The organism is Oceanisphaera litoralis (genome assembly GCF_016907015.1).
GTDB lineage: Bacteria > Pseudomonadota > Gammaproteobacteria > Enterobacterales > Aeromonadaceae > Oceanimonas > Oceanimonas litoralis.
In genome coordinates this window covers 87,414-103,734 of record NZ_JAFBBE010000001.1, presented here as the reverse complement: position 1 = coordinate 103,734, position 16,321 = coordinate 87,414, and the positions used below count along the sequence as shown (strand labels likewise).

Below are 16,321 nucleotides of genomic sequence, written 5' to 3'. Positions count from 1 at the left end.
GTGGCCAAGCCGAAAGACACCTATTATCTGACCGCTCATTGTCCGGGTAGTCTGGGCACAGTAGACGTAGTGACCCGCTACCTGCGCGAGCAGGGTTGCTATGTGGTGGAAATGCAGACCTTCGACGATGTGCTGAGTGGGCACTTCTTCATTCGAGTGGAATTTCGTCCGCCCCGGACGACGCCCTTTGACGAGGCGGGTTTTCAGCGCGGCCTGCAGCCCAGAGCCGCTCAATTCGAGATGCAATGGGAACTGGTCGCCACCGAATTAAGGCCCAATGTGGTGATCATGGTCTCCCGGCTCGATCATTGTCTTAACGACCTGCTCTATCGTTATCGCACCGGGCAACTGGCCATCGAAATCCCGGCCATCATTTCCAACCACCCGGATTTGCAGCGGCTGGCCGACTGGCACCATATTCCCTACTATCACCTGCCGGTGAACGATGACAACAGAGCCGAACAGGAAGAGCAGGTGCGTGGCGTCATCAATGAATGCGAAGCCGATCTGGTGGTGCTGGCGCGTTACATGCAGGTACTGAGCCCCGAGCTGTGCGCGGCCCTGACCGGCAAGGCCATCAATATTCACCATTCCTTGCTGCCCGGTTTCAGAGGCGAAAAGCCCTATCACCAGGCTTACGACAAAGGGGTCAAGCTGGTGGGGGCCACGGCGCACTACATCAATAACGATCTGGATGAAGGCCCCATCATCACCCAGGGGGTGGAAGTGGTGGATCACAGCCATTATCCGGAGCAGTTAACCGCCAGGGGCCAGGATATCGAGTGCATGACCCTGGCCCGTGCGGTGCAATATCATATCGAGCGTCGGGTCTTTCTGCATAACGGCAAGACGGTGGTTTTTACCCACTGAGCCGGGCACAGATCCCATCTCTAGCGGAGCTTCTTCACAGATGAACAAAACCTTATTGGCCGGCTTGCTGGCGCTGGCCCTGACAGGCTGTGCCGGCAAGCCACCGGAGCAGCCCTTTACCCTGACCCTGGCCCATATCAACGATACCCATTCGCATTTTGACCCGACCGATGCACGACTCACGCTGGGCAACACGGCGGTGTTTACCCGTCTGGGCGGTCACCCCCGGCTGCTGAGTCATGTCAATGCACTGCGCCAGCAGGCGCAGGAGGCCGATCAGCCGTTGCTGTTTGTACACGGCGGAGATGCCTGGCAGGGAACCGGCTATTTCACACTCAACCGGGGTGCCATGAACGCCGACGTGCTGAGCCGAATGCAGCTGGATGCCATGGCGCTGGGCAATCATGAATTTGATCTCGACAACGGCCGCCTGTCCGCCTTTATCCAGAGCGTCAACTTTCCGGTGCTGGCCGCCAATCTGGATGCCGGCCAGGATCCGGATCTGAATGGTCTGGACAATCTCAAGCCCTATGTTCTCTATGCCTTCGACGGTCATGAAAAAGAGCGGATAGAGAGCGTCGAGGACGCCGGCAAGCGTCCTGTGGTGGCGGTGATGGGGCTGGTGCTGGAAGACATGGCCAACTTTAGCCCTAATATCGGTAATCTGCGTTTCGAGCGGGAAGTCAACAGCGCTCAGCATACCGTCAATAGCCTGCGCGAGCAGGGCGTGAAATACATAGTGGCGGTGACCCACCTGGGGCTGGAGCGAGATCAGCGACTGGCCCGGAAGGTCAATGGCATCGACGTGATCGTCGGCGGCCATTCTCACCGTTTGCTCGGTGACTTCAGCCACCTCGGCTGGGATGACGGCGAGCCCTATGCCCGTCGGTTCAATAATCCGGACGGGCTCGGCACTACCTGTGTGGTGCAGGCCGGCCGGTTTGCCCAGGCCATGGGGCAGGTGGCTGTCACCTTTACCCCCGATGGCAGGGTCAGCCACTGTGAAGGGGGTAACACCCTGTTGTCGGACAACGTCTTCTACCGTGATATTCGCCGGGGTGATCACCACAGGTTGAACGAGGCACAACAGCAGCGAGTGGCGGCCGCCATCGAGGCCAAGCCGAATATCAGCATGGTGGCGGAAGACCCGGCGCTGCGCGCCCATATCGATGAAAAATATCGTCCGGCGCTGAGCAAAGCCTACGGCGACGTCATCGGTCATGTGCCTTTTCCGTTAACGCATGTGCGGCTGCCGGTCGATGGCAAGGGCTCTCGGCTGGCCCCCCTGGTGGCGGCCAGCCAGTTGTACTGGGTCAATACCCCGCCGGTACAGGCGGTGACCGGCCGCCGTGCCGATTTTGCCCTGGTGGCCGCGGGTTCGGTGCGCAACAGCCTGGAGCCGGGCGCGCTCAAGGAGGGCAATGTCGGCCTGGAGCTGTTGCCCTTCGCCAACCCCATCAGTCTGGTGTCGCTCACCGGTCGTCAGGTGGCGGGCTTGTTGCTGGAAACCATTAACACTGCTTTGTCCTCGGCCGCGCATACCGGCAGATTCCCCTATGGCGCCGGGCTGCGTTATACCTTTAACGAAACCAGCCGGGGACGGGGTTACCTCAACCGCATCGAATATCTGGATAACGGCCAGTGGCAGCGAATTGAACCGGATGTCCGCTATCAGGTGGCGCTGAATGGCTACCATGCGTCCGGCAACGATGGTTGGCACACGCTGTTTGATTCACAGCAGGCGTTTACCGACCGGCTGGATCTGGCGTTTGTCAATGGCAAGCCGAGGGTGTTTCCGGTGGCTCGGCTGAGCAAAAACGGGCAGGGGACCATAGAGGTGCACTACATCAATCAGCCCTTGAACTGCAAAACGGCCAGGGTCGCCTGTAGCACCGATGCCCGGGCCTTTATCGATTATGTACGAGAGCGGCGGCCGGTACTGACGGCATTGCCCGAATCGGGCGTGACCCTCAACAGACTGTGAATACCACAAGCCCGGTCAGACCGGGCTTGTGGTTAACGAGACTTGTTTGTTAAAAAGACTGTTTGTTAACAAGACTGTTTGTTAACGAATGTGGCCATCTTTTCATCGACGAGAGGGTGTTGAGATCTGTTTGGATCTTGAGCGGCTGATTCTGGAAACCGAAGATGGATTCAAGTGGAATCAAAGCCCGGTCGGGCTGCAGGGTGAGTGCATGATCGATGGCGGCTCGGACTCGACATCGATTTTCAATCCTGTCAGACTCGCCATCAACCACATTGATATTAAAAAATTGTTATCAAAAAATCTGATATGTTTGAATACGTTATTGAGTCTTTTTTGGGAGTCGCACCATGAAGCCAGCCATGCCTGAAGTACGGGGCCGCCGCTTCTGGTCGATGTTAACCCTTGGCCTGCTGCTGTCTGCCTGGAGCTCCCTGTTGTTTGCCGCCGCTCCCCTGCCGGTGCCACAGGGGCGGGTGATCTTGACCGTGACCGGCAAACTTGCCGTGACCAATGCCGCCGGCAGGGCCGAATTCGATATGGAGATGCTGTCGGCCTTGCCGCAGCATGAATTCAGCACCACGACTCCCTGGACGGATCAGAAACATCATTTTCGCGGTGTGCTGCTGAGTGAGCTGCTGCGGCGAGTGGGGGCCGAGGGTAGCGAAGTCAGGGCGGTGGCTCTGAACGATTACTATCATGATATCGAAAGGGAGCTGGTGGTAGAGCTCCCCTTGCTGCTGGCGACGCACCAGAACGGCCAACCGATGAAAATACGGCATAAGGGGCCGGTGTGGCTGATGTTGCCCCTGTCGGATAATCCCCGCTTCAATACCAAACGTTATCATGAACTGCTGATCTGGCAGTTGAAGACGCTGGATGCGCGCTGACGGTGAATTCTTTCAAGCTGATTAGCCTCACCATCATAGCGCTGTTATTCGGCGCCAGCTCGCTGTACAGCTACAACCGGGATCTGGAAGTGGTGCGCTACGTGTCGGCCACCGTCAAGGCCGTTGGCTGGGCCAGCTCCGAGCTGGAAAAGGAAGTACTCCAGTTTGATCAGTCGCTGACGGCACTGGCAGCCCATACCGCCGACGAAGACCATGTCCGGCTGCGCTTCGAGTTGTTGTGGAGTCGAGTTAACACCCTGCTGCAGGGGAAAGAAAACCGCCCGGTGCGTGAGCAGCCGGGGGTGATGCCGATGCTGGACAGCTTTGCTCGGCAGCTGGAGGGCTGGGAAGATCGGGTTTATGCGCTGCGGGCGGATGACAGGGCCGGGATACTGGCGCTGCGACAGGAGCTGTCGCACTTTCGCAAGCTGGCCCGGGAAATCAACGTCGACAACTTTTCCGGCAATCATATCTGGCGCCAGCTTGATGTTACCGAGAACCTGCGTTTGCACTCCAGCCTGTATCTGGCCGGCCTGCTGCTGAGCGGCGGCCTCATGCTGTGGCTTCTGGTGCGGGAAAACCGCCGTAATCGCTATCTGGCCTATCACGACATGCTCACCGGTCTGCCCAATCGCATGTTTTTCTATCAGATGATGAACCAGGCCCTGAACCGTGCCCAGCGGGACAAGGGACAGCTGGCGGTGCACATGGTCGATTTGAACAGCTTCAAGGCCATCAACGACAGCCTGGGCCACGAAGTGGGGGACTGCCTGCTGCGGGAGATTTCTGTCCGTTTGCGTGACACCATAGGTGCTGATGGCCAGGTGGCCCGGCTGGGCGGGGATGAATTCGTGGTCGTCCAGCGGTTGGCGTCTCCGGAAGACGCCGGACTGATGGCGGAGCGGTTATCGCGGTCGCTGTCGCGCGAGGTGCAATTGCCCGACGGCTGTTTGTCTCCCCAGGCCTGTATCGGCACCAGCCTCTATCCCGAGCACGGCACTACGGCCACGGAATTGTTGAGCCATGCGGATACCGCCATGTATTACGCCAAACACAGCCGCAAGACCATGGTGCAGATGTTTGAGCCGGGCATGGACGAGCGACGACTGCGCCGGCAAAAACTGGCGGTGGCCTTGCAGGTCGCGATTGAACAGGATCAGTTGGCGCTGTATTTCCAGCCGATATATCGGCTGCACAACGGGGCCATCGAGTCGGTGGAAGCCCTGTTACGCTGGCACTCGAGAGACTTCGGTACCATCAGCCCACTGGAGATAATAGCGGTGGCCGAACAGCATGGGCTGGCGCACCGGCTGAATGACTGGGTGCTGTCGCAGTCCTGTCGGCAGCTGCACCGGTGGCACCAGGCCGGCTACGACTGGCTGAAGGTGAACGTCAATATCAGCCCCACCATCTTTATGGACGGAGCGCTGGCGCATACGGTCAGCCGGGTACTGCTCGACACCGGTCTCGATGCCTCGACCCTGGTGCTGGAAATCACCGAAGACACCAGCCTGTGGGATACCGCCGGCTCGCTCGATACCCTGCAGGAACTGCGTAAACTGGGCATACAGATAGCCCTGGATGATTTCGGTACCGGTTATTCCTCGTTCAGCCACCTGCGCCAGCTACCGCTCAACAAACTCAAGATAGACAAGTCCTTTGTGGCCGACCTGGCGACGGATCCCAAGGCCGTTAGCCTGGTCAAAACCATTATTTCGCTGGCCGAGAGTTTGGATATGAAGGTCACCGCCGAAGGCATAGAGTCACCCGAGCAGCAGGCGCAGCTGCAATCGCTGGGCTGTGAGCTGGGGCAGGGGTATCTGCTGGCCAGGCCCATGCCGGTCGAAGACATGAGCGACCTCTTGCAGCAAGGCAAGCACCAGCATACCCGTATCGCGTAAGGCGACTCCGATACCTATCCCTTCCCGATCCTGTTCATTCATGCTGATACAAGCGGCAAGTGTGAGCAGGGGCGGCCCCTCGTTATTTGTCGGTACATCTCGTTTTATTAAGCGTTTTAGCTGCTACTTTTAGCCTGTGTGCGGATAACGAGAAAAAGCCATGAAGCTTAGTCTGTACGAGGCGCTGCAAGGGGCGCAACCGCTGATTATCGTCGGCGCCATCAATGCCTACAGCGCCATGCAGGCCGAGCAGGCCGGACACCAGGCGCTCTATCTGTCTGGCGCCGGGGTGGCCAATGCCTCGTTCGGGCTGCCGGATCTGGGCATGACCAGCCTGAACGACGTGCTGGAAGACGCTCGTCGTATCACCGGGGCCTGCGAGCTGCCGCTGCTGGTGGATGTGGATACCGGCTTCGGTGGCGCCTTCAACATCGCCCGCACCGTGCGGGAGATGGAGCGGGCCGGGGTGGCCGGCATTCATATCGAGGATCAGGTGGCGCAGAAGCGCTGCGGTCACAGGCCCAACAAGGCCATCGTCTCGCTCGGCGAGATGGTGGACAGAGTCAAGGCGGCGGTTGATGCCCGCACCGATAGCCGGTTTGCCATCATGGCCCGTACCGACGCCCTGGCGGTGGAGGGCATGAACAGTGCCGTGGAGCGAGCCCGGGCCTGCGTGGCCGCCGGCGCCGACTTTATCTTTCCCGAGGCCATGGAAAGCCTGGGGCAATACCGCCGCTTCTGCGAGGCGGTAACAGTACCTGTGCTGGCCAATATCACCGAGTTCGGCAAGACGCCCTTGTTCGGTCAGCACGAGCTGGCCGAGGCGGGCGTGGCCATGGTGCTTTATCCGCTGTCGGCCTTCAGGGCCATGAGTCGGGCGGCAGAAACCCTTTATCGCGAGATCCTGAGTCGGGGCCATCAGCGTGATGTGCTGGAGCAGATGCAGACCCGGGAGCAGCTTTATCAGACCCTCGGCTATCATGAGTACGAGGCCAGACTGGATGCCCTGTTCGCGCACCCGGCTCCAGCCGGACGCGCCGTTAAAAAACCGCAAGGAGGCAAGCATGACTAACGCCGAAGGACTTAACGCCGAAGGACTTAACGCCGAAGGACTTAACGCAGAAGGACTTAACGCAGAAGGACTACGCGGCCAGATCGCCGGCCAGACCGCCCTCTGCACCGTGGGCAAGCCCGGCTCCGGCCTGACCTATCGCGGCTATGATATTAACGATCTGGCCGCCCACGCCCGGTTTGAAGAGGTGGCCTTTCTGCTGCTGAAGGGCTATTTGCCCAACAAGGGAGAACTGGGCGCCTTCAAGGCCCGGTTGCGGGCCAATCGCGGCCTGCCGGCGGCGCTGCGCACCGTGCTCGAGCTGATACCGGCCTCGGCCCACCCGATGGACGTGCTGCGCACCGGCTGCTCCCTGCTCGGCAACCTGGAGACGGAACACAGGTTCGGCGAGCAGCAGGAGGCGGCCGAACGCCTGCTGTCGCTGCTGCCCTCGATCCTCTGCTACTGGTATCGCTACGCCCACGACGGCGTGCGCATCGACACCGCGCTGGATGACGACAGCCTGGGTGGCCACTTCCTGCATATGCTGCGCGGCGAAGCTCCGCCCGAGCTGGACGTCAAGGTCATGAACTGTTCGCTGGTGCTGTATGCGGAACACGAATTCAACGCCTCCACCTTTGCGGGACGTGTGTGCGCCTCTACCCTGACCGATCTGCATTCGGCGGTAACCGCCGCCATCGGCACTTTGCGCGGCCCGCTGCATGGCGGCGCCAACGAGGCGGCGATGGCAATGATAGAGCAGTGGAGCGGGCCGGATGAGGCCGAGGCCGCCTTGCTGGGCATGCTGGCGCGCAAGGAAAAGGTCATGGGCTTCGGCCATGCGGTCTATAGGGTGAAGGATCCGCGCAATGCGCTGATCAAGCCCTGGGCCAAAAAGCTGAGCGAAGCGGCGGGCGATCGGGTGCTGTATCCGATATCCGAGCGGGTAGAAGAGGTGATGTGGCGCGAGAAGAAGCTGTTTGCCAACGCCGACTTCTATCACGCCTGTGCCTATCACTTCATGGGCATTCCGACCAGGTTGTTTACCCCTCTTTTCGTGCTCAGCCGGGTCACCGGCTGGACCGCGCACATCATGGAGCAGCGCGCCCACAACCGCATCATAAGGCCCAACGCCGAATATGTGGGCCCGCCTCCCCAGCAGTGGATACCCATAGCGAAGCGGTGATAGGAGCCCGACCATGAGTAGCAACGTTGATCTGAACCAGAGACCCGAGCCCGACCCATTGCTGGTCACCATCGCCGAGTATGTGGTCGATACCGAGATCGGCTCGGAGGAGGCCTACAACACCGCCCGCCACTGCCTGGCCGATACCCTGGGCTGTGGCCTGCTGGCGCTGCGTTTTCCTGAATGCACCAAGCATCTGGGTCCGACCGTGCCCGGCACCCTGGTGCGGCACGGTGCCCGGGTGCCCGGTACCTCTCACGAGCTGGATCCGGTGACCGCCGCCTTCAATATCGGCTGCATTATCCGCTGGCTGGACTTCAACGATACCTGGCTGGCGGCCGAGTGGGGGCATCCGTCCGACAATCTGGGGGGGATTCTCGCCACCGCCGATTACCTGAGCCGGGTGGCGGTGGCCGAGGGCAGGGCGCCGCTGACCCTGCGCGATGTGCTCACCGCCATGATCAAGGCCCACGAAATTCAGGGTGTGCTGGCGCTGGAAAACAGCTTCAACCGGGTGGGGCTGGATCACGTGCTGCTGGTGCGGGTGGCGTCTACCGCCGTCATTACCCGCATGCTGGGCGGCAGTCGCGAGCAGATTATCGACGCCCTGTCTCAGGCCTGGGTCGACGGCTGCGCCCTGCGTACCTACCGCCATGCCCCCAATGCCGGCTCGCGCAAGTCCTGGGCGGCGGGGGATGCCACCGCCCGCGCCGTGCGACTGGCGATGATCACCATGAAGGGAGAAATGGGCCTGCCGTCGGCACTCAGCGCGCCCAGGTGGGGCTTTAATGAGGTGTTGTTCAACGGCCGGGAGCTTAAGGTCGGTCAGCCCTTCGGCAGCTACGTGATGGAAAACGTGCTGTTCAAACTCAGCTTTCCCGCCGAATTTCATGCCCAGACCGCAGTCGAGTGCGCGGTGCAATTGCACCCGCTGGTGAAAGACAGACTCGATGATATCGACCGCATCCGGATCTGCACCCACGAGTCCGCCATTCGCATCATCTCCAAGGTGGGGGCTCTGGCCAACCCGGCGGATCGGGATCACTGCCTGCAATACATGGTGGCGGTGCCGCTGCTTTATGGCGATTTGGTGGCCGAGCACTATGAAGACGAGGTTCACGGTGCCGATCCCCGCATCGATTCCCTGCGTGACAAGATGGAGGTAGTGGAAGAGCCGCGCTACAGCGCCGAATACCTGGAAGCCGACAAGCGCGCCATCGCCAACGCCATCCAGGTGTTCTTCAAGGACGGCAGCCATACCGACAAGGTGGAGGTGGAGTATCCCATCGGCCACCGCCGCCGCCGGGCCGAGGCCATCCCCGTGCTGGAGCAGAAGTTCATGCGCAACCTGCAGACCCGTTTTCCACCGGCGCGCTGCCGGCAGATCCTGGAACTGTGCCTGGATCAGGCGAGGCTTGAAACCACACCGGTCAACGAGTTCATGGAATTGTTCGTGATCAACTGAGGGAATGAGAGGGGAGTTCCCTCACCCCTCACCCCTCACACATGAATCAGACGTGTTGGCAAAATGCCGTGATCAGGGTCACCAGCGCCGGATAGAAATCGCTGGCGGTGTCTGTATTCTGCGCACGGCGGCTCAGCTCGGGCAACCAGCTGGCCAGTTCTTCGCCGACAAACCGCTTGAGATCGGCTTCGGCCTCCGGCGTGGGCGCCATGGCCAGTCGCCGATAACCCTCGGCCAGGTAATCCAGCATCACTGCCAGGTGATCCGCCGGCTCCTTGAAGTCGCCATCCACCGCATAGCCTGCCGCCGCCAGCCGGCTTGCCATACGTTGGGCCGCCGGGCCATTGAAGGTGCCCTTGTCCTGATACAGCGAGGCGTAAGGGGCCGGGCTGTGGCGGGCGTCGCTCAGAAAAAGACCGGCAAAATCCGCGGCCAGCTCCAGTCGTGGATGTGCCAGCAGCGACAGGAGGCCGATGGCCTGATGCAGTCTGCTGGTCGGCTCGGCCAGCGCCGGTTGCAGGGCCAGTTCGTCCAGCAGGGGATCGGCGTCTCCGCCTTGGTAGGCCTTCAGCTCGGCCTCGCTCAGCTCTCTGGACAGCAGGGTAGAAAACCACTGGCACAGCAGGGCCTGCTGCTGCCAGTATTCCGTTGCATTGAGGGGCAGGCTGTCGCCTGCCGTGGTGCTGTGTGTCATCAATCAGATCTCCACCATGTCGGGACCACCGAAGGAGGTCACGGCCGGCGCGGGGCCGGTGAATTTTTCTATTTCCACCAGACAGGTGTTGGCACTGGGGGCCTGGGCCAGTCTGGAGGTGCCCACATCCAGGGTCAGGGTATTGGGATCGCCATAGGTGTCGAGCGCACCTATGCCGGCATCGGTGGGGCCGTACCAGGCGCCTTCGTGGATGCGGATCACCCCGGACCGGAAGCGGTCCGATACCCGGGCGCCGGCCAGCAACTGGCCCCGATCGTTGAATACCCGAACCAGATCGCCGTCGCTAATGCCGCGAGCCTCGGCATCGGCGGGGCTCAGGTACACCGGCTCCCGCCCCTGTACCGTATAGGTGGCCCTATATTCGTCGGACTCGCACATCTGGGAGTGCAGTCGTTGATCCGGGTGTACCGATTGTAACCAAAGCGGGTACTTGTCCGAGCCGGGCCCCCCGTGAGAGCGCTCGGCCTTTTCCATCCATACCGGGTGAGACTTGCAGTCTTCGTAACCGTAGCTGCCGATCTTGCGGCTGCTGATCTCGATAAAGCCGGAGGGCGTGCCCACGGCGTTGACTTCCGGATCTTCCCGAAAGGCGGCATGGCGCACCCAACTGCTGCCTTCACCGAAGTCCACATAGCCCTGTTCCCAGAATTCATCGAACTCGGGCATGGGGTAGCTGCCCTCATTTGCCTTGCGGCATTCATCGTAGAGCTGGGCCAGCCACTGGCGCTCGTCCTTGCCCTGGGTGTATTCCTCGTGGCGGCCGTAGCGGCGGCACAGGGCGGTGAAAATATCGAAGTCGCTGCGGGAATGAAACAGGGGATCCACCAGCTTGTGCATGGCCAGCAGGCCGCGCTTGGCGTAGGAGCCGTAGATATCGATGTCGTTGCGTTCGAACTGGGTACAGGCCGGCAGCACCAGATCCGAGAAGCGGCAGGTGGCGTTCCAGGAATAATCGATGGTGACCACGGTGTCCAGTTTGCGGAACGCCTGCTTCATGCGGTTGTGATCCTGGTGATGGTGCCAGGGGTTGCAGCCGCTGAAGATGCACATTTTCACGTCGGGGAAGGTGACCTCACCGCCGTTGTACTGGATCTTGCCGCCCGGATCGAGCAGGCAGTCGATCCAGCGGGCCACGGGAATGATGCGGCTGGCGCCCTGGAAGTCGTCGTTGTCGTGCACGGGCTTCTTGCCCGGATCCAGGTTGCGAGGAAAGCCCCCCGGTGCGCTGGCACCGGTGGCCGGCACCCCGATGGAACTGTAATGATGGGCATAGCTGATGCCGCCGCCGGGCAGGCCAATCTGGCCCAGCATGGCCGCCAGCACGGCGCCGGCCCAGTAGGGCTGTTCGCCATGCTGCTGACGCTGAATGGCCCAGCCGAACATCAGCTGGGTACGATCGGCCGCCAGCTGACGGGCGAACTCGCGAATGTGATCGGCGTCGATGCCGCAGATGGCCGCGGCCCACTCGGGGGTTCTTTCCACCTTGTCTTCGGTCTTGCCCAGCACATAGTCGATAAAGGGCTCGAAACCCAGGGTGTAGGTGCCGAGAAAACGCTTGTCGTACAATTCTTCACGGTACAGGGTATGGGCGATGGCCAGCATGAAGGCCACGTCGCTCTGAGGATTGATATAGAGCTGCTCGCAGCCGAGATAGGCCTGGGTTTTGGTCTGCACCGGATCTATGCTGATCACCCTGATGCTGCCGTCGGCAATCTTGGCCTTAAGCTGTTCCAGGTAGCCGTAGGCCTGGTGGGTTTCGCAGTTCCAGCCGACCTGCAGGTTCTTGTAGGGATCGTTGGCCCACAGCACCAGGGTCTTGGTGTGCTCCAGGATCAAGGGCCATGAGGTGCCCTGATCGTATACCTCGGTGGAGCCCAGCACATAGGGCATGATCACCTGACCGGCGCCGGTGGAGTAATCGCCGACCTTGTTGACGAAGTTGCCGTGCAGGTTCACCCCCCGCTGCATGTGGCTGCCACAGCTGTGAAACTGACCGGTCTGGCGCCAGCCGGTGGCACCGGCATACAGGGCCCAGGGGCCGTACTGGGTTTGCACCCGTTCCAGTTCTTCATGAAACAGATCCAGCGCCTCGTCCCAGGTCAGGCGCACAAAGCGGTTGTCGCCTCGTTGGGTGCGGTCGCTGTGCTCGCGGTTTTTCAGCCAGTCGAGCCGGGCCATGGGATAGCGAATACGCGAAGGGTTGTAAATCAGCCCCTTGATGCCGTTCAGCATGTCGGTGGGGTGCTGGTCCAGTTCGAAGGCCTTGACCTCGCTGACCACGCCACCCTTGACCAGCGCCTTGAAGGCACCCCAGTGGGAACCGGCCATCTTCCAGCTTCCCTCACCGGAAACCGCCGCTTCGGCCGTACGCACCAGCAGGCTCTGCCCAATCAGGGCCGCCGCCGAGCTGGCGGCCAGTCCCTTGAGAAAATGTCTGCGTGAAATTGCCATATCTTTGCCTCGTCAACTCGTGATCAGTGTGCGCCGTCGGAATAATCGGACGAATGTTTCTGCAGGTATTTGAGCACCAGCGCCTGGGTGTCCGCATCCATGTTGGTGAAGCCGACCATACCGGCAAACATGCCCGGCCAGGTGTTGGCGTCGAAGTGCGCTTCGGCCGGCTGGGAGTGACAGACGCTGCAAGCGCTGCGATAGGTATCCCGGGCATAGCCCCAGATGTCTTCGGCTTCCGGCAGCAGGGCGCCGGACTGGGTCCAGAGGGCCACTTCTACCTGCTCCCAGGGCAGACCTGTCATCTCGTCGACCTCGGCGGCACTGATTAACTGCACCAGCTGGTCGTTCTGCGCCACTTCCTTTTCCAGCACCAGGCTGGTGATGTTCATGCCGAAGTCTTCATACAGCACCCGGCCAAAACCGCGCGTCTTGCGCCAGGCGGGGACCAGCAGCTTGACGCTGTCGCCGTCTTCTTCCAGCAGCTTGACCGGGCTGGCCGCTTCCAGCTCGCCGGCTTCCTGGGTCAGTTCGGGATCCAGATACAGGGTCACGGCCTTGACGGTGTAGTAGCTGCCGCCTTCATCCGGGCTCAGCCCCTGGGCGCGCTGCTCCAGCTGGTCGAGCGCCGGATCCTTGAAGGTCATCTGCTCGGGCAACTGGTGGGCGATGCCCTTGTGACAGTCGATACAGCTCTGGTTACGTTCGGCGGCGGGCTTCATGAAACGCCTGGCCTTGTCGGACATCACATCCCAGTTCATGCTGTTGTAGTCGTGACAGTTGCGGCACTCCAGCGAGCCGTTGGCCGAGAAACGGGCCCATTCGTGCTGGGCCAGCTCCAGCCGTTTATCGAGGAATTTTTCCCGGGTGTCGATGGTGCCGAATACCTTGCCCCAGACTTCCTTGCTGGCCTGCATCTTGCGGGCAATCTTGTTGGTCCAGTCGTGAGGCACATGGCAGTCGGGGCAGGTGGCACGCACGCCGGAGCGGTTGGACCAGTGAGTGGTGTCCTGCAGCTCCTGATAGACGTTGTTCTGCATTTCATGACAGCCGATACAGAATTCTTCGGTGTTGGTGACTTCCAGCGCGGTATTGAAACCACCCCAGAAAATGACGCCGGCCACAAAGCCGCCCAGGGTCAGCACGCCCAGGCTGATGTGTACCGGAGGGCGTTTGAGGGTATTCCAGAGTTTTTTGAGTAAAGTCAGCATGGCGGTTCTCGTGTCAGGGTCTAGGAGACTTCAGGGATCAGGCACCGTGGCCGGGGGGGCCGAAAACGATCTGCAGCATCCAGACGATAAAGCCGTACCCGCCCACCGCCATGACGCTGAGCAGGGGAAATAAAACCACGGTAATCAATAGAAATGTCAGCCATTCCCGACGACGGGAGCGGGCCGGTGTGGGAGAAGTATTGTGCATGGTGATGTCCCTTGACGTTCCGGAGCCCGTATTCTGCTTATGAGCTCGATACCTGTGCAGATAATGTTTTCCTCGCATAAACAACAGCATGCGATGAGTGCCGAACACATGCTAACAGCAGTGATTTGAATGAAGATTGATCGTGATCAAGGCGGGAGCGAATGAGAGGAGTTCGGGAGCTGTCTATTCGCGGTGACGGCCGGCTGCCGGCCCCGTAATTGCCAAAGGGGTCTTTTGAGTCGATAATTTCAGGCACTTTTATCAATACGGTCGCTTCCCCCTATGCTGGATAAATATTTTCACCTCGAAGAGCTGGGCACCAATGTGCGCCGGGAAGTGGTGGCGGGCATGGTGCCGGCCTATGCCACCGCCGGCGCCCTTATGTATGTGGCGGTGCTGATGCTGGGCCAGCTGACTCATCTGCACTGGGATGACATTACCGAGGCGGTCCCCGCCGTGGTGGTGCTGGTGATAATGCCCTTTACCTTTTCCATCGCCAACGGCATCGCCTTCGGCTTTATCAGCTTCGTGGCAGTCAAGCTGCTGGCCGGCCGCGCCGCCGAAGTCAGCCCCGTGGTCTGGGCCCTGGCGGCGCTGTTCGCCCTGAAATTTGCCTTCGGTATTTAAGCTCGTTATTTGGCGTTGCCTTGTAGCTGCCACTTCAGTCGGCAGGGCCAGCTCCGCTGGCCGTTAACACCGATTCTGCAGGTACTGGGCCGTTTGTGGGTTTGCGCCGGCTAAAGCGGTATCTACAGCCCAGGCCGTCATCCTGACGAAAGTCAGGATCTCCTGCCGGAAGATACCGGGTCAAGCCCGGTATGACTGGACTTTAAACGCGGTATTATTATCAGCAACTGATCACGTCTTTAATGGGATCGGTATTACCCCAAATCGTGCACAAAAAAAGCCCCGAAAACGGGGCTTTTTGCGTTTATCTGTAATGAAATATCAGAAGTCGGCGTGGCGCGGGGTACGGGGGAAGGGGATAACGTCCCGTACGTTGCCCATGCCGGTTACGTAGGCCACCAGACGCTCGAAGCCCAGACCAAAGCCAGCGTGGGGCACGGTGCCGTAACGGCGCAGATCCCGATACCAGCCGTAGTCCGCCGGGTTGAGGCCCATTTCTTCCATGCGGCTGTCCAGCACTTCCAGAATTTCTTCCCGCTGGGAGCCGCCGATGATCTCGCCGATGCCCGGGGCCAGTACGTCCATGGCCGCCACCGTCTTGCCGTCCGGGTTCAGCTTCATGTAGAAGGACTTGATATCCTTGGGATAGTTCTTCACCACCACCGGCGCCTTGAAGTGTTCTTCGGCCAGATAGCGTTCATGCTCGGAAGACAGGTCGACACCCCATGCCACCGGGAACTCGAACTTCTTGCCGCAGTTTTGCAGTATCTCGACCGCATCGGTGTAGTCCACCTGGGCGAAGTCCTGCTCCACGAAGCTTTGCAGCCGGGTAATAGCGTCTTTGTCGACACGCTGGGCGAAGAAATTCATGTCGTCCATGCGCTCTTCCAGCACGGCCTTGAACACGTATTTCAGCATCTCTTCCGCCAGGGTAGCGATATCGTCCAGATCCGCAAAGGCGATCTCCGGCTCCACCATCCAGAACTCGGCCAGGTGGCGGCTGGTGTTGGAGTTTTCGGCGCGGAAGGTCGGGCCAAAGGTATAAATCTTGCTCATGGCACTGACGTAGGCTTCGGCGTTCAGCTGGCCGGACACGGTGAGGAAGGTTTCCTTGCCGAAAAAGTCTTCGCCAAAGTCGATATCGCCCTGGTCGGTGCGGGGCAGATTCTGCAGATCCAGGGTGGACACCCGGAACATCTCGCCGGCGCCTTCGCAATCGGAGGCGGTAATCAGGGGGGTGGCGACCCACATGTAACCGTTTTCATGAAAGAAGCGGTGCAGCGCCTGAGACAGGCAGTTGCGAACCCGCGCCACGGCACCAATCATGTTGGTGCGCGGGCGCAGGTGGGCGTATTCGCGCAGGTATTCGATGGAGTGGCGCTTGGCGGCCATGGGGTAGGTATCGGGATCATCGACCCAGCCGACTACCTTGACCTCGGTCGCCTGCAGCTCGAAGTCCTGGCCCTGGCCCTGGGAGGCCCCTACGGTGCCGGTGACTTCAACCGAACAGCCGGTGGTCAGACGCACCACTTCATTCTGATAATTCTCTACGCTATTGGGTACCACGGCCTGCACCGGATTGAAGCAGCTGCCATCGTGTACTGCCAAAAACGAAATACCCGCCTTGGAGTCGCGGCGGGTACGAATCCACCCTTTAACGGTCAGGGTGGTGCCAACAGGATATTTACCCGCCAGCACATCAGTAATGGATGCGTGGGTCATGTGAAATCGTTCTCCAGCTTTAACTTGAATCGGCGCAGGG

General features: G+C 60.4%; 13 protein-coding genes. 8 read left to right on the top strand and 5 right to left on the bottom strand.

What is annotated here, in order from left to right; translation table 11 throughout:
- The 7 genes from purU to HNR62_RS00420 all read left to right on the top strand — a co-directional run bounded on the left by purU (position 1) and on the right by HNR62_RS00420 (position 9,347).
- Entirely contained in the window at positions 1 to 870 is an 870-nt protein-coding gene (gene purU / locus HNR62_RS00450) for a formyltetrahydrofolate deformylase (RefSeq protein WP_204794127.1), read from the top strand.
- Between the two features lie 40 nt (positions 871 to 910).
- Positions 911 to 2,854, top strand: coding sequence for a bifunctional metallophosphatase/5'-nucleotidase (locus HNR62_RS00445; RefSeq protein WP_204794126.1), 1,944 nt, complete (start codon positions 911 to 913; stop codon positions 2,852 to 2,854).
- A gap of 350 nt (positions 2,855 to 3,204) precedes the next feature.
- Positions 3,205 to 3,744, top strand: coding sequence for a putative pterin-binding protein (locus tag HNR62_RS00440; protein WP_204794125.1), 540 nt, complete (start codon positions 3,205 to 3,207; stop codon positions 3,742 to 3,744).
- A gap of 2 nt (positions 3,745 to 3,746) precedes the next feature.
- A complete protein-coding gene (locus HNR62_RS00435; RefSeq protein WP_338044056.1) occupies positions 3,747 to 5,645 on the top strand; it encodes a putative bifunctional diguanylate cyclase/phosphodiesterase in 1,899 nt (632 codons plus the stop codon).
- 160 nt (positions 5,646 to 5,805) lie between these two features.
- Complete coding sequence (prpB, locus tag HNR62_RS00430) at positions 5,806 to 6,717, top strand: methylisocitrate lyase (protein WP_204794124.1); 912 nt, start codon at positions 5,806 to 5,808, stop codon at positions 6,715 to 6,717.
- A complete protein-coding gene (gene prpC / locus HNR62_RS00425) occupies positions 6,710 to 7,882 on the top strand; it encodes a bifunctional 2-methylcitrate synthase/citrate synthase (RefSeq protein WP_204794123.1) in 1,173 nt (390 codons plus the stop codon). The genes prpB and prpC overlap by 8 nt, the downstream gene beginning before the upstream one ends.
- 13 nt (positions 7,883 to 7,895) lie before the next feature.
- Positions 7,896 to 9,347 carry a bifunctional 2-methylcitrate dehydratase/aconitate hydratase gene (locus tag HNR62_RS00420; protein ID WP_204794122.1) on the top strand — a complete coding sequence of 484 codons (1,452 nt, stop codon included), beginning with the start codon at positions 7,896 to 7,898 and terminating at the stop codon, positions 9,345 to 9,347.
- A gap of 46 nt (positions 9,348 to 9,393) precedes the next feature.
- On the opposite strand, the gene torD is transcribed toward HNR62_RS00420, so the two are convergent.
- The 4 genes from torD to napE are packed head-to-tail and all read right to left on the bottom strand — an operon-like array spanning position 9,394 to position 13,932.
- Positions 9,394 to 10,041, bottom strand: coding sequence for a molecular chaperone TorD (gene torD / locus HNR62_RS00415; RefSeq protein ID WP_204794249.1), 648 nt, complete (start codon positions 10,039 to 10,041; stop codon positions 9,394 to 9,396).
- A gap of 3 nt (positions 10,042 to 10,044) precedes the next feature.
- Positions 10,045 to 12,513, bottom strand: a complete 2,469-nt coding sequence (torA, locus tag HNR62_RS00410; protein WP_204794121.1) for a trimethylamine-N-oxide reductase TorA — start codon at positions 12,511 to 12,513, stop codon at positions 10,045 to 10,047.
- Between the two features lie 23 nt (positions 12,514 to 12,536).
- Positions 12,537 to 13,724 (bottom strand): pentaheme c-type cytochrome TorC, encoded by a 1,188-nt coding sequence (torC, locus tag HNR62_RS00405; RefSeq protein WP_204794120.1) that lies wholly within the window; start codon positions 13,722 to 13,724, stop codon positions 12,537 to 12,539.
- Positions 13,725 to 13,761: 37 nt separating this feature from the next.
- Entirely contained in the window at positions 13,762 to 13,932 is a 171-nt protein-coding gene (napE, locus tag HNR62_RS00400; RefSeq protein WP_204794119.1) for a periplasmic nitrate reductase, NapE protein, read from the bottom strand.
- A gap of 282 nt (positions 13,933 to 14,214) precedes the next feature.
- Between napE and HNR62_RS00395 the strand changes: the two genes are divergently transcribed.
- The gene (locus HNR62_RS00395) at positions 14,215 to 14,559 is read left to right on the top strand and encodes a hypothetical protein (RefSeq protein ID WP_239552501.1); all 345 of its coding nucleotides are present in this window, start codon (positions 14,215 to 14,217) and stop codon (positions 14,557 to 14,559) included.
- A gap of 321 nt (positions 14,560 to 14,880) precedes the next feature.
- Here HNR62_RS00395 and asnS read toward each other — a convergent pair whose 3' ends face one another.
- Positions 14,881 to 16,281 (bottom strand): asparagine--tRNA ligase, encoded by a 1,401-nt coding sequence (asnS, locus tag HNR62_RS00390; protein ID WP_204794118.1) that lies wholly within the window; start codon positions 16,279 to 16,281, stop codon positions 14,881 to 14,883.
- Positions 16,282 to 16,321 lie beyond the last annotated feature (40 nt).

Coding starts and splice junctions, on each gene's coding strand:
- HNR62_RS00440 (WP_204794125.1), top strand. CDS start 3,205: ATGAAGCCAGCCATGCCTGAAGTACGGGGCCGCCGCTTCTGGTCGATG.
- asnS (WP_204794118.1), bottom strand. CDS start 16,281: ATGACCCACGCATCCATTACTGATGTGCTGGCGGGTAAATATCCTGTT.
- prpC (WP_204794123.1), top strand. CDS start 6,710: ATGACTAACGCCGAAGGACTTAACGCCGAAGGACTTAACGCCGAAGGA.
- prpB (WP_204794124.1), top strand. CDS start 5,806: ATGAAGCTTAGTCTGTACGAGGCGCTGCAAGGGGCGCAACCGCTGATT.
- napE (WP_204794119.1), bottom strand. CDS start 13,932: ATGCACAATACTTCTCCCACACCGGCCCGCTCCCGTCGTCGGGAATGG.
- HNR62_RS00420 (WP_204794122.1), top strand. CDS start 7,896: ATGAGTAGCAACGTTGATCTGAACCAGAGACCCGAGCCCGACCCATTG.
- torC (WP_204794120.1), bottom strand. CDS start 13,724: ATGCTGACTTTACTCAAAAAACTCTGGAATACCCTCAAACGCCCTCCG.
- torA (WP_204794121.1), bottom strand. CDS start 12,513: ATGGCAATTTCACGCAGACATTTTCTCAAGGGACTGGCCGCCAGCTCG.
- torD (WP_204794249.1), bottom strand. CDS start 10,041: ATGACACACAGCACCACGGCAGGCGACAGCCTGCCCCTCAATGCAACG.
- HNR62_RS00445 (WP_204794126.1), top strand. CDS start 911: ATGAACAAAACCTTATTGGCCGGCTTGCTGGCGCTGGCCCTGACAGGC.
- HNR62_RS00395 (WP_239552501.1), top strand. CDS start 14,215: ATGCTGGATAAATATTTTCACCTCGAAGAGCTGGGCACCAATGTGCGC.